Origin of the sequence: Acidaminococcus fermentans (assembly GCF_009696675.1) — a bacterium.
In the GTDB taxonomy this organism is placed as follows: domain Bacteria; phylum Bacillota; class Negativicutes; order Acidaminococcales; family Acidaminococcaceae; genus Acidaminococcus.
The window spans coordinates 1-22755 of record NZ_VULN01000007.1 but is presented as its reverse complement, the minus strand read 5'-3'; the positions used below and the strand labels follow the sequence as shown (position 1 = coordinate 22755).

Sequence of the window (22755 nt, the reverse complement as noted above, 5' to 3'; positions counted from 1 at the left end):
AGCCCGCGGGCTCCTTTCTCGTTTTTTCTTTAATTAATCTTAAAAATGTAAGCCGGGACTTTTTCGTATTCGTTGCTCATGAATTTCCTGCCGGATCCGTAAATCTCGGTCATTCCTTCGAGAGTGCAGCCCATCTGGGTAAATGCCCAGGCCACCTGAATGGCGCTGGACCAGGTGGAGGAGAAGGTGAATTCCGTCACCCCAAATTCCCGGAAGGTTTCGAGAATCTTTTCTGGCTCCCGGTAAGTCCCGGAAAGGTCAATCTGGCTGTTCCCCTGCTGTTTCATCTCGCTGTAAAGCCGCATCATGTCTCCGAAGGCTTCCCCTTCCACCCGAACTTCCTGGAGAAGATCCTGGTGGGAATCCTGGCAGGCGTCCATGGCCTTGGTATCTCCGGCTTTTTCTGCTGCATCAAACTTTCTTTCCAGCTCCTCGTGCCGTTCGTAGAATCTTTCCAGCATTTCCATCTTTGTCATTTTGTTTTCCTCCTTTGTTTTACCGGAATTCGATGGTCAGCATTCCGTTTCCCATCCACCAGGTGCTTTCTTCATTCGGGTCTTCTAAAAAGGCTTTCTTGGCTTCCCGGATCATTTTGTTCACGTCGGCCTCTCCGTACATTTCACAGGCTGCTTTCTTACTGATTTTCTTGGCGTCCAGGGTAATGATCGTTCTCATGGGTATTTCCTCGCTTTCATGTGCTTTTTGCTTTTGGGGGCTGTCCCCTTTGGCATGTCTATTAATCACTCTAAAGGCACATAATAGCAAGCGAATTCTGTGTATTTATGCAAGTATACAAGAAAGAAGAACAGGGCCTTACGGCCCCTTCCCCTGCCTGTGGCTACCGCCTTCAGGCGGCGTTTCTCCAGGCGGAATTCCCGGTGAGGTGTTTCAGCATGTGGAGCCGGCAGGTCTTGAATTCTTCCCCGATAAGCCCCAGCCGGAGCATCCAGCACCGGAAGGCGTATTTCTCGTTGTCCGTCTCCGTCTTTCTGGCGGAGGCTTTCTTCTGGGTCAGTGCCTGATGGGCCACCGCCAGACAGAACTGGATGTATGCCTTGATTTCCCCGGCGTGGAGGGTGCCGTTGAAAAGCCGGAATTCCACGGTCCCTTTGGTGAAGGTGGCGTGGAGGTTGAGCCCGTGGTACCGGCTGTTGTTGTAATGTTCATCCCGACCAAAGGGTGCCTGGATGTACCAGATGTCGGCAAATTCTGCCATGGTTCGGGGCTGCTTCTTGTTCAGTTCCCAGAGGAAGGTTTCATCTGTCTTCTGGCAGTATCTGGCTTCCCGGAGGGCGTCGATCTGGAGGGCATGGTAGATCATATCTTCCTTGCTGGCCACCAGGTTTACCAGGTTCCGCAGGGTTTTCGGGGTGAACTTCTCGGCTCCCACATGGATGTGAATCCCGCAGGAGGTGTTCACCAGGGCCCCGGCTTTTCTCAGGGTCCGTACCAGTTCCTGCAGCTTCGGGATGTCGTCGTAGGAAAGGATGGGGCTTACCACTTCCGTCCGGTAGTCCCGGGTGGCGCCCTCGATCTGGCCGCACACCTTTCTCTGAGGTCGGATGCTGGAGTCGCTCATGGCTTTCCATGTCCGTCCTTGGTTATCCAGGGCGGTGTAGGTATCGTAGGCTCCGCCTTCATAGGTGCCCCGTCCTGTTCCGAAGAAACCGGCCATCAGGTTGGCCGCCTTTTCTCTCGTAATCCCCGTCATTTCCATTTCAATCCCGAAGTGCAGTGTTTTCATCCTTCTCGTCATCCTTTCGCTAGGTTTGTGTGTTCTTTGGCATGTGTATATATCACTCTAAACGCACAGAATAGCAAGGGATTTTGAGAATAATTATTAATTATTTCGTGTCTTTATTCAGTTTTTGCACCTCATCCACCCCATGGATCACATTAAGGTGGGATCCGTTGTCCCAAACCACCAGGAGGGACCCTATATCATCTACGCCGGTCACCGTGCCTTTCGTACCCAAAGGCGGTGCCTGGGGATCGTCCATCCGGGTAAGGCGTACCCGGGTTCCGGGAGGGTATTCCTGCTGTAGAAATTCCAGCAGCTCTTTATTGGGAAACCGCATCTTTTTTCCCTCCGTTCCGGAAGGCCGCTGACCCACTGAGCTTTTCCAGCAGGATCTTTCGGCAGTCCTTGTATTCCTTCCCGATAAAGCCCAGGCGCAGGAGGAAACACCGGAAGGCGTATTTCTCGTTGGGGACTTCATGTTCTTTGGCCGTGACCCGTTTGGCGTTCTTGGCAAACTGGCACAGGGCCTTCACCAGTCTGGAGTAGGCTTGGACCTTGGCGCCGTCCGCTTCGTGGAACCAGGGGAAGTTGATTTTCCCTTCGCTGCGGATGATGGTCAGGTCATCCGTCCCCAGGGCCTTTTTGAAAAGGCCGGCTTTAGAGGCCACCAGGTTCTGAAGTTTCTCGAAGTCTTCTTCCGTGAAATCGTCCGGAAAGGAAATGGTGAGGGTGTCGACTTTCTCAGGAGTTTCTTCCGGTTCCTGGGCTGTTTCAGGTTCCGTCCCTTCTTCCAGTTCAGCCGTTTCCTGGGAAAGTTCTGGTTCCGGGTTTGCATCCGGTTCTGCCGTTTCCTTTACAGGTTCTTGTTCCGGAGTTTCTTCCGTTGCTGCCTGTTCTGCAGCCGTTTCTTCTGGCTTGAATCCTCTGGCTTCCAGTTCTTTTACCACCTTCTGGAACAGTTCTCCGTCTTCACATTCCATGGCACCGTTTTTCCACACCATAATGCTGCCGATCCGGTAAGCCTTGGTGGGAAGAAAAAGGTACTTTGCCTTTTCTCCCGTAATGGCGCTGATGGCCTGGACCAGTTCTTTTCTCGCTGCACCTTGTCTGTTGTATTCGACCTTCATGATTGGTACCTCCTTAGGGTATTTTGGTACTGTTATTAATCACTCTAAAGGCGAATAATAGCAAGCAAAATGTAGCCCTTTTTGTTCTTTATTTTTCTCCGCCCACAACTTCCTGGTAGGTGTATGTTTTCCCATTTCGCAGGACGGTCACGCTGTCCTGCTCCCCTTCGTGGGAAGCCAGGTACCGCTTCACCGCCACATCCACGAACTTGGGTTCCAGCTCCACCCCATAACAGATCCGGCCCAGCTGGTCGCAGGCCATGAGGGTGGAAGCAGACCCCAGGAATCCGTCCAGCACCACCCCGTTGATCTGGCTGCTCAGCTTGATCAGATAGGCCAGCATGGGCACCGGCTTACTGGAGGGGTGCCCGAAACCGTCCTCTTTGCTGTTCTTGATCCCGTCAAACTCAAAGACTGCTTTCTGTTTCTGGTCCCCGTACCAGTTGTGTTTTCCGTCTTTCCGCCACCCGAAGATAATGGGTTCCATGTTAAACTTCCAGTCGGTGCGCATAAAGGGGGCCTTGGGCTTTTTCCAGATCAGGCCAGCTCCCACTTTGAAACCGGCATCTTCGAAAGCGTCGTAAAAGACCCGGGCCTTCATGGTGGCGTAGAACACATAGATGGAGGCGTCCGCCACCATGGCATCATGGAAGCAGGTGAAAGCCTTTTTCAGGAACTCGTACCCTTCCTGGTCGTTCAGATCATCGTTCCTGATCTTCCCGGAAGTACTCCGGAGGTTGACCAGGTACGGAGGATCCGTCAGGACCAGGTTTGGCTTTACTCCATCCATCAACTGAGCATAAGTTTCCGGCTTGGTAGAATCCCCGCACAGGACCCGGTGCTTGCCCAGCTGCCAGAGGTCCCCGGCTTTGGAAAACACCGGCTTCTGCAGTTCTTCTTCCACGTTGAAGTCGTCTTCTTTGGCTTCTGTTTCTTCATCGAAGATATGGGCGATTTCGTCATCGCTAAAGCCGGTGAGGCTCACATCAAAGTCCGCTCCCTGGAGGGATTCAATTTCCACCCGCAGCATTTCTTCGTCCCATCCGGCATCCAGGGCCATCCGGTTGTCGGCCAGGATATAGGCTTTCTTCTGGGCTTCGGTAAGATAGTCCACCAGGACGCAGGGCACTTCTTTGATCCCTTCTTCCCGGGCTGCCATCACCCGACCGTGGCCGGCAATGATGTTCTTGTCCTTATCGATGATCACCGGGTTGATGAACCCGAATTCCCGCAGGCTGGCCCGGAGCTTGTTAATCTGTTCCGGGGAATGGGTCCGGGCGTTATTTACATAGGGAATCAGCTCATCGACGGGGAGGAGCCTCATCTCTTTGGTTGTTTTCTCCATGCCATGTTTCTCCTTATAATCGCAGCAAGCCCCCTGCGGGCACCGTTCAGGTCCCCACAAAGGGCTTGTCCTCGTAATGTTTTGATCTGTTGTTTGGTGAGGGGATATCCCCTCAGCCGGGAAATGAATTCTCTTGCTGTCATGCTATACCTTCCGCGACCGCAGCAGCCGTTCCATCACGTCATCCTGGGGCGTGTTGCCGGCAAACTCCACGGAGCAGTTTTCCTTCACCACCTGGTAGATCTGATACCAGATCTGGTTCACCTGCTTCATGTAGTTCTGGCCCATGGTCACGTATGGAGAAGCAATGGCCGCATTGGTGGTGGGGTGCTTGGCCAGAAAGCCATATTCCGAAATGGCATGTTCGCACTGGATCCACCGGGACACCGCCATGGCGTACTGGCTGATGAGCTGAGGGCTTACCAGTTTCTCGCAGTGCCGGGCTTTGAGCCACAGCCAGGTTTCCCGGTAGATTTCTTCCGCCTCCAGCTTCCCGCCGTTCCGCTGCTTTTCCTTCATGTAGGCTTTGGGTTCCGGCATATCTTCTCCAGATAGATCCGCCCCTTCCGGCAGGTCCATCACCTTAAGCGGCCGCTTCCCCGGATTGTCCGGCAGTTTGTCCAGCAGGGCCCTGGGTTTCCGCCCCTGGCCCACCCGCAATCCCCCTCGCATGGTTCCGTCTTTTGCCATTTTTCACACCCCCTTTTTCACCGGGTCAATACCCTTTTTGAAAACGCGTTTTTTTCGCGCGTGACCCCTCGCCCGTTCTGGCTTTCCGGGCTTCCAGAGATTCATACGCCCCCTGGGTATATAACTTTGTTTCAGATTTATCATTCTGATAGTCCGCTTTTTCTTGTGACTTTTTGGTGCCATCGATCTCCTCTTTGGGCATGAATCCTTGCGTGACAGGCTTTGCATAGGGCAATCAGGTTGTTCCAGGCATGGGTGCCGCCTTCCGCCAGCGGTTTCTTATGGTGAACTTCTTCCGCCACCACATACCGGCCATGCTTCAGACACAGTTCGCAAAGAGGATGGCTGGCTACGTAAGCATCTCGGATCTTCTTCCAGGTCCGGCCGTACCGTTTTTTACTCACAGGACTGCGTTCATACTTTTCGTACCGCTTGGCGATGATCTTCTGATGCTTCTCACAGTACCGACCATCCGTCAGGTTCGGGCAGCCTGGATAAGAACAGGGGCGTTTCGGTTTTCTCGGCACAGCTGCCATCTCCCTTCCGTTTATTCTTGTTTGGTCGTGGATGCCATGATAAAATAAAAAACAAAAGAGATTAGAAGGTGGTATCCATGTTAGCCAGTCGAGAAGCAATCCATTTGTTTGCAGAAATCTGGATGCACCGATTCCAATGTAACAAAGCCGAACCCTCCCACTTTTTCTATCATGATTTTGAATCCTGGTTTGGTCGGGAATGTAAATTCCTTGGTTTTGAAATGGATACCGGGATAAAATTTAGAAATCGTTTAGAGCAGGAGAAAACAGCTCATTCCGGGCAAGCGCTACATGACCTTATCAGTCACGTCTATAACTGGGAAACCCTTGGGTCCGGCTTGTACTCCAAATGGAGATATTTGACGTACTGGGCTGGAGCGAGTCTGGAAGAAACTCTTCCGGAAGAAATAGAATGGTTCCTGCTTGTTCTAAATCAGCTGTACAAAAGTTCTGCTCCCACAAAAAAGGATTAATCCTCATATCGTACATAAAAAAAGCCTTGTAGGATTCTTACATCCTGCAAGGCTTCACTTTATTTCCTTTTCTCGTGAGTCTATCATACCACGAAGGGTCTATTGAATTCTAGTGTGTATCTACTGCATTTTCCTGCAATGTACTGCGCTCCTCCAAAATTTTTTCAACGGCCGCCACCCCATCACTGTGGACGGCGTAGATCCACCGGATCCCTTTGCCCATGCTCCGGGCAATGTCCTCCCAGGCATCGAAGTGGATGTACCGGTCCCGGAGGACCAGCCGCTGGGCTTCGTCTTCCACCCGGTCGATGACCTGGCCAATCTCATACTTCAGGTCCACCAGCCGGTCCACTTCCCGGTTGATTTCCTGCTCCCGCTCCCAGATCTTCTCGATGGTCCGGACGAAGGGGGCTTCCGTGGGCCGGTTGGGGTTGTGGCTTTCTTCCAGCCCGGCTGCTGAGATGCCCAGGCAAAGATGCCGGAGCTCGGCCACTTCCCGAAGATTGCTCTCTATTTTCTTATCCAGGTAGAATCCCTGTTGCAAGTACTCTTTCGCGTTCATGCTTTTCCCTCCAAATCCGCTTTGACGGCTTCAATGAGATCCGCCTGGGAACTGTCTTTCTTCTCCAGGGCCTTCAGGATCCGTTCGTCCATGGTGCCTTTCGTCACAATGTGCTGGACGATCACCGTCCGGCTGGTTTGTCCCTGCCGCCAGAGCCGGGCCACCGTCTGCTGGTAGAGTTCCAAACTCCAGGTGAGCCCGAACCAGATCAGGATGGACCCGCCCTGCTGCAGGTTGAGGCCGTGCCCGGCAGAAGCCGGATGGATCAGGGCCACCGGGATCTTCCCGGCGTTCCAGTCGGCAAAGTCCCTGCTCTCCTTCAGTTCCCTGGCTTCCATCCTCTGACAGATCCGTTCCCGGTCGTGCCGGAACCAGTAGGCCACAAGGACCGGCCGGTCATTGGCGCTTTCCACCATGTCTTCCAGGGCATCAAGCTTTCGGTCATGGAGATGGATGGTCTTTCCGTCATCGGTGTAGATGGCTCCGTTGGCCATTTGGGTCAGCTTCAGCGTAAGGGAGGCCGCATTGGCTGCCGTCACCTCGCCTCCCGGCAGTTCCAGCACGAGAGACTTTTTGAAGTCATTATACCGCTTCCGCTCCGAGTCCGAAAGATTGACCTCGGTTTTCACACGTACCAAATCCGGCATCTGCAGATAGTCTGTGGCCTTCATGGATACGGTGATGTCCGAAATTTTCCGGTAGATGGCGTCCTCTGCTCCCGGCAGGGGCTTGTAGGAAAACACCACCATCCCGTTCCGTTTGTCCGGCTGGAAGTAGGTATTCCGGTACTGGCTGATGTATCTCCCCAGACGCTCTCCCATGTCCAGGAGCCGGAACTCCGCCCACAGGTCCATAAGGCCGTTGCCGCTGGGAGTCCCCGTGAGGCCCACGATCCGTTTCACCTTGGGCCGCAGGGCCTTCATGGCTTTGAACCGCTGGGCCTGCTGGTTCTTGAAAGAAGACAGTTCGTCCAGGACCACCATATCAAAATCCAGCCGGCAGTTCTTGCAAAGCCACACCAGGTTCTCCCGGTTCACGATGTATAGATCCGCAGGTTTCTGGAGGGCCTGCCGCCGTTCCGTCACGGACCCCACGACAACGCTGCAGGTGAGCTCCTTCAGGTGGTCCCATTTCCGGAGTTCTTCCGGCCAAGTATCTCTCGCTACTCTGAGGGGGGCCACGATCAAAACCCGGTGGACTTCAAAGGAGTCATACATCAAATCCCGAATAGCCGTCAAGGTCGTCACCGTTTTGCCGAACCTAAGCCCATATCCAGCAGGAGAGCCGTCACCGGGTGGGTCTTGATGTACTCGATGGCATATGTCTGGTATGCATGGGGTATGAACTTCATTGGGCATCACCTCCTTCCGCGATGGTCTGCAGCAGCCCGGGGATATCTTCCAGGGCATCCAGGACGAACACCCGGAACCCCAGCTCCCGAAGCTTTTCGTGCCTTTTCACCTGCAGAACCCGTGGTTTCTTCCCCGGTGCCTTCACTTCCACAAAGGCCAGCTTCCCACCAGGAAGAAGGACCAGCCGGTCCGGCATGCCGGAAAAGGAAGGGGAAACGAACTTCACAGCCAGTCCGCCTTTCTTCCTCGTTTCCGTCACCAGCTTCAGTTCTACTTGTTTCTCATTTAAAAAGGACATCTGCTGCCTCCTTTGCCTTTGCCATCACTTCCGCATCCACCGGGGTTCTGGGTTCATGCTTCAGGTCTCCGTAAAACACATTCAGATAGTCATTGCTGACTTCCGGATGGTCATGGAACATATTGTCTTCCGCCCGGGACCGCACTTCATCAATCTTTTGCAGGACCCGCATGAATTTGTCCGTATCCGTAGACAAAAGGACCTGAGACATGTGGATGGCAAGATTTCCACCCAATGTCCGGAACAGCCGCATTTCGGCTCCCACCAGTTTGTACAGTTCAATCGTCCGTTCTTTCTTGTTGATCATCGCTTTTCCTCCTTCAGTATGGGAGTGACGGTGGTGACACTCTTCAACATACCCTCTCTATAGATCCTTTTTTAAAATCTTCTTTAGGACTTTCAGGTGAGAGTGTCACTACTGTCACTTTTCATAAGGTGCAGGTGGTGAAGGTCTCTAACATACCTTTATATAGAACTCTTTTAAAAATTCTTCTTTAGGACTGTCAGTAGTAGACCTGCACCCACCTGCACCTTTTAGATTTTTCCATTAATCCCATGGGGTGCAGGTGGTGAAGGTCTTCAACATACCTTTATATAGAACTTCTTAAAAAATTCTTCTTTAGGACTGTCAGTAGTAGACCTGCACCCACCTGCACCTTTTAGTCCAGAAAATCCTGTCCTTCTTTCAACCGCAGCCCGTGAACAACGATTCCTTTCTTCGTCTTGTGACGGAAGAACCCCGCCTTCTCCAGATTCCCATAGAAATCCGAAGTGCTTCTAGTGTATTCACCCGTCTGCATACAGACGATCCGGTACTGCTGGTACAAATCCCCCGACTTCTCCGTGAAGGAGGGATCCACGTCACAATGGGCGTCCAGGAATTGTCCCAGCCAATCGTTGTCCTCCCGGTATTTCTCTACTGCTTTCCGCACGGCTTCCGGTTCCTCAATCTTGAACTTCTTCCGGATGGCAGCTTCCGCGCCTTCAATGACCCACTTCAAAATGGCCGGCCCGGCTTGTTCGAACAGGTAGTCCGAATAGTTCTTGATGTCGTTTTTCCGAGTAATCCTGGCGTTGAAGGGAATGATAATCAGCCTCCGCCAGGTGCCGTCATCGTTGGCGGCCACTTTCGGCAGGTGGTTGGTGTAAAGGACCAGTGTGTGGGAGGGGACGAAATGGAAGGGAGTCTTGAACTTCTTCTCCGCTTCGATGGGGTCCACAGAACAGATCTGCTTCACCATCCCCGTATTGAGCCGCTGGCCTTCTTCCAGTTCGGAAGCGATGATCAGCCGCTTCCCTTTCAGTTCTGCAATTTCCGGTTTTACGTTTCGCCGGCAGTTCATGGTCATGGTCTCGGCGGAAATCTTGCCGGAATACAACCCCAGCACCCTGGCGATGGTGTTCCAGAAGGTGGATTTCCCGTTGGCCCCGCCGCCATAGGCGATAATCATCTGTTCGGCATAGACTCGGCCCACTGCGGCCATCCCCACGATCTGCTGCACGTACCGGATCAGCTCCTGGTCCTTGCAGAAGAACAGGTCCAGGCTTTCCTGCCACATGTTTCCTCCCTGGGTTCCGGGAGAGCAGGCGGTGACTTTGGTGATCATGTCATCCGGGTCATGGGGCCGTTTTCCATGCATCCCTTTGGAAAGGTCGTAGGTGGCTTCCGGGGTGTTCAAAAGTTCCGGATCATAGTCCAGCTCGGAAACATCCAGGGCCAGCATGGGGGTGGCGGCATTCTGGACATTGAGGATGTTCTTGTAGTTCCGGTTTTTCATGACGAATTTCTTGTAAGCATCCGCGCTGAGAAGTGCCGTCAGCAAATGGCCTTTTTCCCCGGGAATCTGGTTGGCCAGGGTCTTGCTTCTGGACTTCACGTCTTCCCGGGAGATCCCGATGGCGGTCAGGTCATCTTCTGCCTGGCGGATCTTTTCTTCTGCGTCTGCCAGCTGGTCATCCATAAAGTCCTCGATGACGCCCAGAGGCTTATGTTCATCTTCATCCCAGTGATTACCCACGTAGGCGATGTACTTCGTAGCACTGGTGTACCGAAGGCGTCCCATACAGGTCCGGGCCAGGACTTTGGCTTCCCCGATATCCGAGAAGTCATCCGGCTGGAGGGACGGGTGGCCAACAGCTTTGTTGTATTCATCCGGGGGCACATACCCCTCGCTTTGCTGGATTTTGTTCCGGAAGAACTTCAGGGCACTTTTCCAGATGGTGTCCAGCTCTTTTTCCGGAAGCCGCGGTTCGCAATTCTCAGCCCGCTGCAGGTAGGCTTCGTAGGCTTTTTCCGTATCCCCATACCGCTTCAGCACCCGGCCGGCAAAGTGGGACATGGTGTTGTTCCGGTTGCCTTCCGGGATAGAACTCCCGGTATAGAAGGGAGGTTCCGTCTGGTCGGGTTCCAAAGGTCCCAGGCCGGCCAGAAAATCCGTGATGGTTTGCTTCCCTTCCTGCCATAAGATAGCTTCCGGCACCACTTCCGTGCCATACAGGAACCGGGCTGCATCCAGAGCCTGGGCGTCGAAGAAGGGAAACTCTTCCCGGATCCCCTGCTTCAGGGCCGTATAGGCTTTTTCGTCCTGCACTTCGGTGATGGGAAAATACGCATGGAACCGGGGCCGGGCTTTCCGGCCTTCCTTGGCTTTCCCACTATTCCGGGACGGGACGATGGCCACAGCCACGTTTGGCAGCATGGCAAGGAGCTTTTCTCCCGTCACCCACTCCTTCGGATTTTCCGTATGGTCGTTGTCGCAGTCCATCACCGCCACATCGGAAGCCAGGAAGTTATCCCGGCTCCGGTAGTTGTCCTTATAGGCCGCACAAACGTGGTCGAAAGCAGCAGCCGTCCCCAGTTCCCTGCTGCTTGTGATGACTGCTTTATTAGGATATATGGCATTTCGTTCGTTGCCGGTACAGTCAGCCGTGTAAATCGTAAATCTCATCTTTCTGCCTCCTCGAGGGTTTCGTTAAAGAATCTCAGCCGATAGTTCTTCCATCTGGCCCGCCGAATCTCCGCATCCATGCCAGGAGATATGGTATCCCCGAATACCCACACTTCCCGGCAAAGACTCATGAGGATGTTGCCGAAATGGAGCCCTGCCTCCCGTTCCTTTGGATCCCGGTCATCCAGGAACTGAGGAAAGAGGAGATGCGGAGCCAAGGGCAAGTACCCTTCTTCGAAGGCAAAGCGGCAGTACCGCCTTGCTGCCAGGATATTTTTATCCGTTGCCCCGGAATACGGGGAACAGATATATACGAGAGGCCGGTAAGCCCGGAGTGCCTTCCGCTGGGCTTCGACAGCACTGAGGGCTCTCTGCGGAGTAGGATCCTGATAATGCTCCTGGTTAAATTTCTCCACTGTCGCCACGCCCCTTTTCGATAAGCGGATAGTTGCCTTCGGACGTCATCAGCTGATAAATAAACAGTCGTCCCTTCTGGGTCCAGTACATATAAGTGCGGTTATGGGGAATGCCATAGCTATCGGGAACACTGTATGTCTTGGTGCTGGTGTACCCCATGGGAGCGTATTTCTGGTAGAGCAGCCATATTTTTCCCTGCTTGTACTGGATTCCGTGTTCATGGAGCCAGTTATTCATATGCCGGGCAGACCATCCATAATCCTTTGCAATGACCGAAGTCGGAACCAGATCTTTGCATTGAAGGACCAGATCGTAGTAGCTTGCCTTCGGCTGGAGCTCTGCGATCTGCTGCTTCTGAGCAGCTGCCAAAAGTTCCATGGATTCACGCCGTTTCCGTTCTTCCTTGAGCTTAGTAAAGACTGCAATGGCAAGGTCCGGATTATCAAGGATAGCTTCCGTTGCATACAGACCGGATTGGCGGATAGAAGGAATGACTTTGTGTGTTACCCATCTTTTAAATGCCCTGGCTTCAGGTTTCCGGCTGCTGAGAATCAGGGTGTAGAGTCCCGGCTCATTCACAACACGTTTTTCCGGATTGCCAGGAATACCCTCGGTTAAAACTAGGGTATTCTTTTCATCGTCATCCAGCCTCGAAAGAGCATCGCTGGGGTTGGCAATACCAAGGATGCGGCACACATCGGCGGCCACGAACCATGGCTCTCCGTTCAAAACAGCCGTCCGCACATCCATCCCGTTATAAATGAAGTCTTTTGTTGTAGTCATTTTGATGACCTCCTTGAAAGTAAGTTTGGAATTGTTTTCCTATTCATTAGCCAGGAGAGCCCGTCAAATCTGACGGTTTCCAAAAAATTCCTGTAATTTTTTCTTTGCTCGCTTCAGCTTCTGGGTGATATTGTTTTCATTGGCACCTGTTCTGGCAGCATATGCCCGGACGGATTCTCCATCGATATAGACAGCAATGACAGCTTCTGCCCATTCCGTTTTCTTGGCCAATGCGATCCTGATGGTTTGCTTGGTCTCTTCATCGCTGGCTTCGCGATCCCGTTCCACTTCATCCCGGCTCACAAGACTCATATCCGGCATTGCCTTTCCATTCCGTTTGCATCCGCTCCCAGCAACTGCACAACCGCAGGTATCAGGAGCATCTTCGATGGGATTCGCCAAGCTGATATCTTCTTCATCCCTTCCCTGATAATTCGGGAACTCACTTCTTCTGCGGTGCTCCCTGTGCCAATCATTGTAGAGGGGTTTGTTGAAGTCTTCGTTCATGATTTCCTGGGCACTGCGCCGGGTAACTTCTTCCCCTTCCTTTGCCGCCTGTTTTCTCAGTTCGTAATCCCGCTCGATCATGATCTGACAGTCACCTTCAGGGACTTCCACTACCGTGACCACTGGTGCTTTCGATTCATCCCAACTGTAGTGTTTGACTCTGATTTTCATTTTTGGCATCCTTTCCGTCCGTGCCAGAGGACGAAGGGATGCCAAAAAGACCTGCGGGGAAAGTCCCCCACAGGTCCTGGTAAGCCCAAAATGGCACACGGGAACAAACGGTGGGGGCATTTCCAGTCCTGCCCACCGCATCACTGCGGTAATCCAGAACTGTCTATGCATCCCATCGTCCTCATGCGCATCTCGGACAACAGAGATTTTTTTCGAGTGCCTGAGCACTCATATGGAGGCAGGCTTGCCTGTTTCCATATCAATGTTCAAACGAATGACTGTCGGAACCGTTTTCAAACTACTGATTCAGTCTTTTGCGTTTCCTAGCTTTATGATATCGAAATGAAAAAAGGAAAAATAAAAGACCACCCGTAAAAACAGGTGGTCTAAAAATCAGACGTATAATTTTTATTTTATTCGTTTAAGCGAAGCACTTATTGCTTCTTGAATGTAATCGGGTTCTAGATCCCGGTAATTTTTTTTAAAATATTCTTGAACCCTCCATCGATCGATGCCCACAGCTATATCATATATGCACTCTCCCAGAATTGTTTTTAATGCGGGGGTGATGTTTCTATACTTTTTAAGCGTATCAATACACAAATAAGCTACGGCATCAAAACTGGCAAAAGTATGTCCAATCGGATGCAGAAAAATCTGATGAAGCGATTCAAATCTGTCTATCATAATAGCGTTGTATGAAACATTCGCCACAATCTTTGAGTACACATATCTAAACTTTATATTGTTCAAACGATTTATCAGATTATCTTCTTCAAATGACAGGAGAAATTCGTCCATGGTTTTATCATAATGTCCGACTGACAGAAACCGTTCACACTTCATAGCATACTCGTTATCTGCCTTAGTCTTTGTCAGTCGATTTATTTTATCTATCATTTCCTTAATAGTATGATATCGGGCATCCAATGACGCCTCTGTCGCTATTGTGCTGACAATGCTGAGTGTATGTTTGAAATTATCAGAATCTCTCGTCATAACATAATTGACTATTCTTCCAAGAGAATATATATCTGACTGTTTATCAGCAAAGCCTAATCCTTGAAACTGACGCGGGTCACAATATTCAAGGGTGCCGTTCATAGATGTGTCAATAGTCACGTATGTTCTCCCATCCCCATCAATGGCTTTTCCGAGTCCAAAATCAGCAATAATCGGATGCCCGTCTTTAATAAAGATGTTCTTGGGTGACAAATCCCTATGAAGCACTCCGCGATTATGTACCTGATCCATAATTCCCAAAATTTCAAGAACAAGGTCTATGCGCTGCGTTTCATTTAGATTCATGTCAGCTATATAATTCTTTAAATCGGTGCTGCAATATTCCATTGTGTATGAAATTTCATCAACGTTATATTCGTATCCCTTGATAATGCCATCAATGCCTTGCAGCTTATCGTGTATCAAGTGAAACTCCTGCTTAAATCTCGACACTATTCCGTCATTGTCCTTAAATTCATCCCGGAGTTTCTTGACTACAGTGTTCGTTCCTGGAACCCTGTAAACATTAGCAAATCCGCCGCTGCCAATCAAATCTGAATCATCATCAATATGGTGTAAGATAAGCCGATTGTTGAGACTCAGAAGTTCGAGATCATCTTCGAGAAGCATTTGATTAATTCTGTCTATGGCCTCCTTTCTTTTTTCCGCAACAATTGCCTGATTTGTTTCTCGCAACTCTTTATTAATATTTCTGAGTGATAACATTACAGTGAAGAATTCATTGATATTTCCCATTTCATACATGTAATTTATCGTGTCATCACACAGTGTCCATCGGGAAGGGCCAGCCACAATATTTGGGGTACCGAATCGTGTAGTATACATTTCTACCAAATTACTCCCAGACCGGTACTGATACACGGAGTCCTGATAATCTCCATTAAAGTATTCACATATATTTTTTTGAACGGATGGCGTCATCCGCAGATTCTCCTGCATTTAATCACCTCATTTCATAGGCGTTATCCTTGCGCTTGACTAATGTTTTGCCAGATATATTCTCAATCTGTTTACGGAGTGTAATCATCTCTGAATCCGTGTAACGCCTCTTTGATAGATTTTCTATAGCTCTTTTGTTCATTGCTGTTCCAGCTCGCAATTGCAAATATATCTTGACGAGTGAAAAATCATCATCTTTGCAGTTCTCCAGAACCTTGGCATTACTCATATTAAAATTAGTAAAGTCGATTTCCAGGAGTCTATAGCACTGAATCATATCAGTGCTATCTTTTTCTCCCATAATATTGCGGTAAATATACGTTTCTACATCAGTCAGCTCTTCAACTTCTGTTTCCACCATAATCCCGCAAGAATGCAGAAATGACATTAGATTAATAAATCCTATCATTACCTCTGCATACCGTTTTCTATCAAACCGATAGTTATCATGGCAAAACACAATTGGATTAAAATAATCCGTTTCTAAAAGATGCACAATAAATTCAAGATATGTCTTTTTCCCGATTTTATTGCTTATCCCGCTGAGGGAATCATTCTGGAATATCTTCATAATTTACCTTAACAAGCAGGTTCTTATCTTTCAGAGTGTCAGCATTGGGAGAAAACGGAAGATTCAGCAACTCCTCAAGTCTTTTAGGAGTTACTGTATTCCCATTCGTATATTTAATAACAGCGTCCGTTCCTAACAAAAAAGCAGAAAGAAGAAATTTATTTATCCTATTTTGGGTGCAAAATTGGTCTATTGAACCAAACTGCATCATTATTATCATTTGCAAACATTTCCTTCGTGTTTCCTTGACCTTGATTTTCCCATTGCTGTCCGTCTTTTTATTTATTTTGAATATACCGCTTATTACGCTGCCCATGTAAAAATTGTATGCAGCCGGACTTTTTTCTGGATGATAACCGACAAAGTCCTGTTTGACCTGCCCCAAATGCAGAAATATTTCAGGGCGTGAATTCATGAAACAGTAGTAAATGGTACTCTTGCCGCCTAGACTTTTTCCAGCCTTTTCAAGCAGAGTATTCGCTGTCTGTTCAGGTCCAAACAAACCGATATAATAAACATCCGGGACAGCCGTATTGCTACTGTATATAAGCAAATATTTTGAAGCATATTCGACCCGGAATGCGTTCGAATGAATGGCTCTCCCGTATTTCCTTTCGAAGAAGGGGCTGCTCTTTAGAACTGTAAGTGATATCCTGCCATTGATTTTGATAGGATAGTAGAAAAAATCATTTCGATTATTTTTGATGTTTTTCCGGATATCAAAGTAATGATCGTCGGTTATGTGAAACGCTTGCCTGACAATAAAAGCATCTATATCTGTTACATCGGTGCCATTGAAACTAATCTGTGAAACGCTTCCCTTACTGTTAATATGAATTTTTCCGAACGAGAGATCTATATCAGTGTCATAAGCATGAAGCAGGATTGCATTTCTGACAGCAACAGTTAATTCGTCCCGTATATCCTGAAGCAGGCTTGCCGTCTGATATGTCTCTTTTAAGTATAATGAAAATTCCACTGAGTTAGCTCCCTGTAAAATTTCTATCCTAACAGTTTAATAATTGTGTAAGTCAATGATGTTGTAGACCACTGCTTACTATTTCTGACTTTTAGCCCAGGCACTAATTTCTGAGTACTTGAATTTCCAGGACTTCCCAATCTTCTGAGCAGGATTTCCCTTCCCCTTCCGAATCCAATCACGGATAGCAGCTGATTTCACACCAAAATACTCCGCCGCCTCATTTACATTGATCCAACGTTCTTCAATGTTTTCCGCCATGATGTCCGCGCCTTTCATTTGCTTTATTAAAATTCATGCCCGGTGAAAATCGTCACACCGAGCATTTATATTATATCATTGAACAAATGTCTTCTTCAAGAATTTGTAATGGTTTAGCGCGGTTTGTAGCTGTTTATATCAGTATCCTTCCCAAACCGGTGCTCTACATAGCACTTATGAGAACAATACTTCCTTTTCGCATTACCATACACCTGAAAAATCTGCCCACAATGCAAGCAATGTTCTGTCCTTATCATATGATGTTTCACCAAATCCCTGTGTGAATTCCACCAAAGCATCCGGCAGTCATCGCTGCAAAATTTTTTCTCCCTGCGTTTGGGGTTCTGCTCGATGGGTGCGCCACAGTACAGGCAATATCCATTCCCTACCCGCTTCGTTTTCTTTACATTTCTATGTATTTTAGGGATGAACGAGAAATAAACGTAATTCCCGCTGATTAATTCAACAGCGAAATGCCCGTCTGGAAATACCAATATGCGTTTAATGATAATAGCTAGATTCTCCATATCCGCATACGTATACCTGTAACCACCTTTAGAAATCGCATTCAGCAGTTCATCGTTTTCTTCGGCCACCTTACGGCAAAGGGCCATAACCCCTGGCCGGCATTTTATGCTTACCCATGCAATCTGGCATATCAAATTATCCAAATCTGCCTCATCAATTCGGATATTTCTACAATAATTCCCTTTCTTGAACCGATTGCGGCACATCCACGTAACTGTATGGTACTTGTCAGTTGAATGCTCAGGCTTCGGGCCATAAAAAGCGCCGCACTTTCCACATACGAACTTACTGGTGTATAGCGAAATTCCGCTATAGAAAGCCGAGTCACGCTCCTTAATTCTTTGCTGCACATAGTTAAAAAGCCATGGAGCGATGATTGCTTCATGACCATGCCTTACATAATATTTGGGCAGTTCTCCCTGATTGACTTTCGCCTTATGCGTCAGGAAATCAACGGTAAAAGTTTTTTGCAGCAGGGCATCCCCTTTGTATTTTTCATTTTGAAGTATACTGCTCACTACAGAACCGTGCCATTGAGGCTGTCCTCCCGGTGAAGGAATCTTTTCTTCGGTCAGCTTCCTTGCTATTGTAGTTGTTCCATATCCTTGCAAGAACATTCGGTAAACTCTCCTGACTACTCTGGCCTCATCATTATTCACCACAAATCCATAATCGTAGCCCAAAAAACGCCGGTATGCTACACTATATCCGCCATCGGCGAATCTTTTTCGTTGTCCCCAAGTGACATTCTCCGAGATGGACCGACTTTCCTCCTGTGCCAGTGAGGTCATCAGCGTGATAAGAAATTCTCCTTTGCTGTCCAGTGTCCAGATATTTTCCTTCTCGAAGAATACCCCGATGCCATAATCCTTTAGTTCCCTGATTGCCCGCAAGGCATCAACCGTATTCCGGGCAAAACGGGAAACTGACTTTGTAATGATCATGTCGATTTTTCCGTCCTTACTATCTGCCATCATATTCTTGAAGGCTTCTCTGCGAAGATATGAAGTGCCAGTTATTCCATCATCCGCATAGATTCCGGCCAGCGTCCAATCAGAATGTGATGCAATCAATTTGGCATAATAATCCTTCTGTGCCTTCAGACTAGTCTTCTGTCCCTCGTGATCTGTAGATACTCTCGCATAAACGGCGACTCGTTTGCACTTTATCTTCCCTTCTTCCATCATCGGCAGGGAAGGCAATTTTTCAATCTTTCTGATTGTCCTCATCCTCATTGAACCTTTCTTCCATCGACTCCATAGGAGGCTTGCACTCATCAATCAATCGATTAAGTATCCGATGATATGTCTGCTTGTCAATTTTTCCTTCATGATATATATTAGCGAATACCCACCTGGCAAGCCGGTACTCTACTTCTTTTTCTAAGTCCATAACTTTTACCTCCAGTTGACATTTAGTAATGGCTCAGAATGAGAGAAAAGTCAAGTAACTCGTGAACGGCTATCAAACAAGTGAGCGCATGTATTTAATTAGCTGTTCAAATGTTGTGCATTTTGGTTTTCGATAAATGAGGTGCAAAAAATGTGCAAATGATTTTTTCGCCGAAAAATAAAAAATGGACCCTCGAAGCAAGGTGCTTCAAAAGCCCATATATCAAGCGATTTTCAAAATTTGGGGTGCGGAAAGTTCTTTTATCAATACGGGGATTTGCATTTCTCAAAGGTGTCTGTATTTGATACAATCGAACGATAGCAGGGATTTTGAACACCCCCGTGTTCACTTCAATCGGTGTTGTACTGATTGGCTATCTTCTTGAGCAGAAGTGCTTTTTCCATGAACCAGTCAAAGTAGTTTTTATATTCTTTTCTATCAAACGCCGCATCAAGCTCCTTGGTCAAAAGCATACGTCCATCTTTTTCACCTTCTGACCACTCAATGGAAGCGCCTAATTCCTTTTCTATCGTATCTTGATTATCTTTCAGCTGCCTATACCAATCCTTCCCCTTGGCAACATACAAGCCCGCTGTCGCCCGATGGCGGGATGTGTTGATTGTAAATTCTACCACCACAGACGATACGCCGGTACTCAGGTTGTACCAATTGGTCGCGAAAGCCTTTCTGCATGAGAAGCTCTTGCTGAACTTACTGTCTTTATCGAAGGCATAGTCACAGAACTGCTGCCAGAAGTTCAATTGGAATTTCCGCAGCGGCGTCAGGGTTTCTGCAGCTTTCACCGTTTTTGCCCATTCGTTGGGACGTTCTACAACATTAAACCGTGGTGCTGGCAGCGAATCCCCAATGCGCCAGAGTTCAATTTCAATCAGGAAAAAACCAATATTTTCATCCGTATGCTGATTCAGCCATCCGATAGCCTGTTTATGCTCATCACGAGCCCTTTTGACAATCCAGACTATAATTTCAGCGTCTTTCCCTGCCGCATACGTAATGATTTTTCCCAAATGATCATGGTCGGTATCTTCCAGCTGATTCTCGATGATAATCCCACGGGAACTCCCGCTTTCGCGGGCGTAGATGTCTACACTGAAACTTCCTACTGGAGATTCCGTTTCCTCAAGCTCTAGGTCAATTTCAATGGCATCACTCAGCTGTTCCAGATTTTCTTTTTGGGCAAGCCATTTTGAAAAATCCTGTTCCTCATGCGGCCAGATAGACCGCAAGTCATCAATCCGTTTCATGCACCCTAGTTTTTCCATATATGTCACTTCACTTCCCGATGCTTTAGAAATGCTTCTCCTCTGCCGCCTTGAAATTATAGACTGGTTTCATCACGTCGATAACGTCCACGGTGTCACCGATGACATCCAAGATATCGTCAAGGGATTTGTAGGCCATAGGAGCCTCGTCAATGGTACCTTCGTTTACCGATGTTGTATATACGCCTGCCATCTCCTGCTGGTATTCCTTGAGGGAAAGCTCTTTGATTGCCTGGGTACGGGACATGATGCGGCCTGCGCCGTGCGGGGCAGAGTAATTCCACTCGGCATTGCCTTTGCCGAGTGCCAGGATGCTTCCGTCACGCATGTTGATGGGAATGAGAACCTTTTCACCCTTATGTGCGGCGATGGCTCCTTTTCTGAGAATCATCTCATCGACATCGATGTAGTTGTGAATGGTATGAAACGCTTCGCCGGGCTGAAGGCCGGCTCTTTCCAGCAGTTTTTTGGCAATCTGCTCCCGGTTCAGTCTAGCAAACTGCTGGCAAAGAGCCACATCATGCAGATACTGCCTCAGGTATTTTCCGGAGACAAAGCAAAGATCTTCCGGCAGCTTTTCTCTGCGTTGTTCTGACTTCGCCTGCTGGATGGCCTTCTGGATTTCTTTTTGCCGTCCTGCTGCCTTGTATTCTGCTATGATATGCTGGAGCCGTTCTTCCAGTGTTTCATCATGGGCATTCAGCTCAACGGCCATGCGCTGATAAATCTCCGCCACCTGTTTTCCCAGGTTCCGGCTTCCTGTATGGATGACGAGATAATGTCGACCATCATGGGTTTTATCGACCTCGATGAAATGATTCCCGCCTCCCAGGGTACCGATACTGCAGGCAATCCAAGACAGTTTTTTCAGCTTGTCATAACAATAGAGCCGCTGCAAATTGAAGTCAGCCTGTTTCTCAGGCCAGACATTCATCCCGGAAGGTACGATGTGAGCCGCTTCATCGAGTCTGGCAAAATCAATCGGCTGCTTGTCAAGAGCAATCGTATACATGCCACAGCCGATGTCCACGCCGACGATGTTCGGTACTGCCTTGTCTGTGATTGTCATCGTCGTACCAATCGTACAGCCTTTCCCGGCATGGACGTCCGGCATAATCCGCACCCGGCTCCCCTTCGTCAGCTCATAGCTGCACATGCGGCGGATTTGTTCCCTCGCTTTCTCATCGATACTCTTGGCATACGATATTGCCGTTGTAACTGTTCCTTCAATCCGTTCCATTGTCGCTTCACCTGCCGTCCCTGAGTTCCATAATTTTCTACTATTATACAACAGTTTACAGCTTTTAAGCCGCTTGCTCATCGCCCCAAGCCAATGCTTGCAAAGCCTTGAGCAATGTGCTTGAATTTATGCTACTTTGGGCTTTGGACACCAAAGTGGCGAAAAATACTTCCTTGTGGATCTGCTGGCTTAGCGCGTGCCGCAGCTCTTGCGGGCTCTTGTCCCGGTAGGTGTTCAGCCGCTCGTCCTCATACGGCAGGATCTTCATGAGAGCGTGCCCGGAATTCGTTAGGTTCAGCAGATGCTCAATCGCAGTCTTTGTGCGAACTTTGTAGCTGCCGAGCTCCCAGAACATCTTCTGCTCGTAGTAGTTCGTCTCAATGCCCCAGCGGAGCTTGTAGAGCTTGAGCGGGTAAATCGCCATATGCTTGGAGCTGGTGTTGCGGAGCCCTTTGTTCTCCTGCCAAGCAATGCTCATGTGCAGCGCCATCGGATCTATGGTGCTGAAAAAGAGACGGTACGAGCCACTCTTGCTCAGCGTCACATAGGCATGGACGGTATGGTCGCCAAAGATGCGCGTTTTCACCAGACGGTGAGCAACAAAATAGTTGTCCATCCGGCAAAGGTAATTCGTGAGATCATTGGCAATCTCGTCCAGCATCAAGCGTTTACCGTACTTTGGTGGACGGCCGCGACGGCCTGCCGTCGAATCCGGCAACTCGAACATGGCCGTATCGTGGCGTGCATTGCAGGTCACATTAAGATTCGGATAGCTGAGAGCATGTGCGAGCAACTCGCGCTTGGCGTACCAGCTATCGAAGAGCAGGATGACCTGGCGTTTTTCAAGGATTGGCATGACTTCATCGAGAAGCTGGCAGGCAAGTGTCAGCTTCGAGGCTTCGCCGTTGCTCATGACGTAGCCAATCGGCACCGCGATATAACGGATCTGCTGCTTGCCTGCGGTCTCATGGAGGACCGGCACGCTCATCGTCAGGCTGACGAAGGCATGCCCATTGAAATAGGACTTGCCATCGTGTTTGGCGTGGTCGTACAGGATGCCTACACCGTCGAAGTGCTTGCCCCACTTGGCAATGGACGTGTCGTCCACGCTGAGCAGGATAGGCTCCTGCCGCAGTGCCTCTGGCACTATGGCAAGCGCCTGCAGCGCCAAGGCCTGGCGAATGGATGCATCCGTGACGAGGCCGTTGCCAAGGGCGCGGTAATAGCTGTTGAGCGATGCGTCCGTCTGCTTCGATAGGAACTGCCGGAACAGGCAGCGCACCGACGGCGCCGACTCCAGAGCCAGTTGAGCAATGAGTAACCACGCCAGCAGATGGCGCGTCCGTCTCGTCGCAGATGGGAACAAGGAAGAAAAAGTCGTCAGGAGTCTGTTAACTGTCGGCTGACTGGTGTATAATTGAGACATCACGTAGCACCTCTCGTGTTTGGTTTGTGGTGAATCTTGAAGTGGTAAACTAAAATTGGACACGGAGGGGGTAATTTTTGGACATACGGTGTATACTGTACGGATAGTACGAAATTAATTATCGGACAGAAATTCTCCCTCACAGGACAGGAGGTTTGCCGTG

At 49.2% G+C, this 22755-nt stretch carries 25 protein-coding genes and 1 pseudogene; 1 reads left to right on the top strand and 25 read right to left on the bottom strand.

All coding sequences use genetic code 11. The features are described from left to right. Positions 1 to 29 precede the first annotated feature (29 nt). The 8 genes from FX155_RS05790 to FX155_RS05755 form a co-directional block, all read right to left on the bottom strand. Positions 30 to 476: a DUF7698 family protein gene (locus FX155_RS05790; protein WP_154488034.1), complete on the bottom strand. Its 447-nt coding sequence runs from the start codon at positions 474 to 476 to the stop codon at positions 30 to 32. 19 nt (positions 477 to 495) lie between these two features. Further along, a complete protein-coding gene (locus FX155_RS05785; protein ID WP_105325870.1) occupies positions 496 to 675 on the bottom strand; it encodes a hypothetical protein in 180 nt (59 codons plus the stop codon). 172 nt (positions 676 to 847) lie between these two features. Continuing rightward, positions 848 to 1744, bottom strand: a complete 897-nt coding sequence (locus tag FX155_RS05780) for an amidoligase family protein (protein WP_154488033.1) — start codon at positions 1742 to 1744, stop codon at positions 848 to 850. Positions 1745 to 1844: 100 nt separating this feature from the next. After that, the gene (locus FX155_RS05775; protein WP_105325872.1) at positions 1845 to 2078 is read right to left on the bottom strand and encodes a DUF4314 domain-containing protein; all 234 of its coding nucleotides are present in this window, start codon (positions 2076 to 2078) and stop codon (positions 1845 to 1847) included. Next, a complete protein-coding gene (locus tag FX155_RS05770; protein ID WP_118287224.1) occupies positions 2062 to 2868 on the bottom strand; it encodes a virulence in 807 nt (268 codons plus the stop codon). Before FX155_RS05770 ends, FX155_RS05775 begins: the two co-directional genes overlap by 17 nt. Positions 2869 to 2956: 88 nt before the next feature. Next, the gene (locus tag FX155_RS05765) at positions 2957 to 4213 is read right to left on the bottom strand and encodes a site-specific DNA-methyltransferase (RefSeq protein ID WP_154488032.1); all 1257 of its coding nucleotides are present in this window, start codon (positions 4211 to 4213) and stop codon (positions 2957 to 2959) included. A gap of 144 nt (positions 4214 to 4357) precedes the next feature. Continuing rightward, positions 4358 to 4903, bottom strand: a complete 546-nt coding sequence (locus FX155_RS05760) for a P27 family phage terminase small subunit (RefSeq protein WP_045172483.1) — start codon at positions 4901 to 4903, stop codon at positions 4358 to 4360. 140 nt (positions 4904 to 5043) lie between these two features. Then, positions 5044 to 5430, bottom strand: a complete 387-nt coding sequence (locus FX155_RS05755; protein WP_301873391.1) for an HNH endonuclease — start codon at positions 5428 to 5430, stop codon at positions 5044 to 5046. 86 nt (positions 5431 to 5516) lie between these two features. Between FX155_RS05755 and FX155_RS05750 the strand changes: the two genes are divergently transcribed. Further along, positions 5517 to 5912 carry a hypothetical protein gene (locus FX155_RS05750; RefSeq protein WP_154488030.1) on the top strand — a complete coding sequence of 132 codons (396 nt, stop codon included), beginning with the start codon at positions 5517 to 5519 and terminating at the stop codon, positions 5910 to 5912. Positions 5913 to 6021: 109 nt separating this feature from the next. Here FX155_RS05750 and FX155_RS05745 read toward each other — a convergent pair whose 3' ends face one another. From FX155_RS05745 to FX155_RS05665, 17 genes and pseudogenes are all read right to left on the bottom strand, one after another. Then, on the bottom strand, positions 6022 to 6474 hold the full coding sequence (locus FX155_RS05745) for a hypothetical protein (protein ID WP_074707495.1): 453 nt from the start codon (positions 6472 to 6474) through the stop codon (positions 6022 to 6024). Beyond that, positions 6471 to 7825: pseudogene (locus FX155_RS05740) on the bottom strand (SNF2-related protein). The gene FX155_RS05745 and the pseudogene FX155_RS05740 overlap by 4 nt, the downstream one beginning before the upstream one ends. Then, positions 7822 to 8124 (bottom strand): VRR-NUC domain-containing protein, encoded by a 303-nt coding sequence (locus FX155_RS05735; RefSeq protein ID WP_118287229.1) that lies wholly within the window; start codon positions 8122 to 8124, stop codon positions 7822 to 7824. The pseudogene FX155_RS05740 and the gene FX155_RS05735 overlap by 4 nt, the downstream one beginning before the upstream one ends. Beyond that, positions 8108 to 8431 carry a hypothetical protein gene (locus FX155_RS05730; RefSeq protein WP_014128939.1) on the bottom strand — a complete coding sequence of 108 codons (324 nt, stop codon included), beginning with the start codon at positions 8429 to 8431 and terminating at the stop codon, positions 8108 to 8110. The genes FX155_RS05735 and FX155_RS05730 overlap by 17 nt, the downstream gene beginning before the upstream one ends. Before the next feature lie 352 nt (positions 8432 to 8783). Next, the gene (locus FX155_RS05725) at positions 8784 to 11072 is read right to left on the bottom strand and encodes a phage/plasmid primase, P4 family (RefSeq protein WP_154488029.1); all 2289 of its coding nucleotides are present in this window, start codon (positions 11070 to 11072) and stop codon (positions 8784 to 8786) included. After that, the gene (locus FX155_RS05720) at positions 11069 to 11488 is read right to left on the bottom strand and encodes a DUF4406 domain-containing protein (RefSeq protein ID WP_229778452.1); all 420 of its coding nucleotides are present in this window, start codon (positions 11486 to 11488) and stop codon (positions 11069 to 11071) included. Before FX155_RS05720 ends, FX155_RS05725 begins: the two co-directional genes overlap by 4 nt. Then, positions 11475 to 12272, bottom strand: a complete 798-nt coding sequence (locus FX155_RS05715) for a phage antirepressor (protein WP_154488028.1) — start codon at positions 12270 to 12272, stop codon at positions 11475 to 11477. Before FX155_RS05715 ends, FX155_RS05720 begins: the two co-directional genes overlap by 14 nt. Before the next feature lie 63 nt (positions 12273 to 12335). After that, positions 12336 to 12950: a sigma-70 family RNA polymerase sigma factor gene (locus FX155_RS05710; RefSeq protein ID WP_154488027.1), complete on the bottom strand. Its 615-nt coding sequence runs from the start codon at positions 12948 to 12950 to the stop codon at positions 12336 to 12338. A 408-nt stretch (positions 12951 to 13358) separates the two neighbouring features. Further along, complete coding sequence (locus FX155_RS05705) at positions 13359 to 14912, bottom strand: protein kinase domain-containing protein (RefSeq protein WP_154488026.1); 1554 nt, start codon at positions 14910 to 14912, stop codon at positions 13359 to 13361. Between the two features lie 4 nt (positions 14913 to 14916). Further along, a complete protein-coding gene (locus tag FX155_RS05700; protein WP_154488025.1) occupies positions 14917 to 15483 on the bottom strand; it encodes a hypothetical protein in 567 nt (188 codons plus the stop codon). Next, on the bottom strand, positions 15464 to 16462 hold the full coding sequence (locus FX155_RS05695) for a hypothetical protein (RefSeq protein WP_154488024.1): 999 nt from the start codon (positions 16460 to 16462) through the stop codon (positions 15464 to 15466). The genes FX155_RS05700 and FX155_RS05695 overlap by 20 nt, the downstream gene beginning before the upstream one ends. Positions 16463 to 16540: 78 nt before the next feature. After that, positions 16541 to 16723: a helix-turn-helix domain-containing protein gene (locus FX155_RS05690; RefSeq protein ID WP_154488023.1), complete on the bottom strand. Its 183-nt coding sequence runs from the start codon at positions 16721 to 16723 to the stop codon at positions 16541 to 16543. Positions 16724 to 16836: 113 nt separating this feature from the next. After that, positions 16837 to 18480 carry a recombinase family protein gene (locus FX155_RS05685; RefSeq protein ID WP_229778451.1) on the bottom strand — a complete coding sequence of 548 codons (1644 nt, stop codon included), beginning with the start codon at positions 18478 to 18480 and terminating at the stop codon, positions 16837 to 16839. Next, positions 18458 to 18643: a hypothetical protein gene (locus tag FX155_RS05680; protein ID WP_154488021.1), complete on the bottom strand. Its 186-nt coding sequence runs from the start codon at positions 18641 to 18643 to the stop codon at positions 18458 to 18460. Before FX155_RS05680 ends, FX155_RS05685 begins: the two co-directional genes overlap by 23 nt. A 350-nt stretch (positions 18644 to 18993) precedes the next feature. Next, the gene (locus FX155_RS05675) at positions 18994 to 19908 is read right to left on the bottom strand and encodes a DUF4268 domain-containing protein (RefSeq protein WP_229778450.1); all 915 of its coding nucleotides are present in this window, start codon (positions 19906 to 19908) and stop codon (positions 18994 to 18996) included. A gap of 43 nt (positions 19909 to 19951) precedes the next feature. Next, positions 19952 to 21166, bottom strand: a complete 1215-nt coding sequence (locus FX155_RS05670) for an RNA-splicing ligase RtcB (RefSeq protein ID WP_008858595.1) — start codon at positions 21164 to 21166, stop codon at positions 19952 to 19954. Between the two features lie 64 nt (positions 21167 to 21230). Next, the gene (locus FX155_RS05665; RefSeq protein ID WP_006555382.1) at positions 21231 to 22592 is read right to left on the bottom strand and encodes a transposase; all 1362 of its coding nucleotides are present in this window, start codon (positions 22590 to 22592) and stop codon (positions 21231 to 21233) included. Between the last annotated feature and the right edge of the window lie 163 nt (positions 22593 to 22755).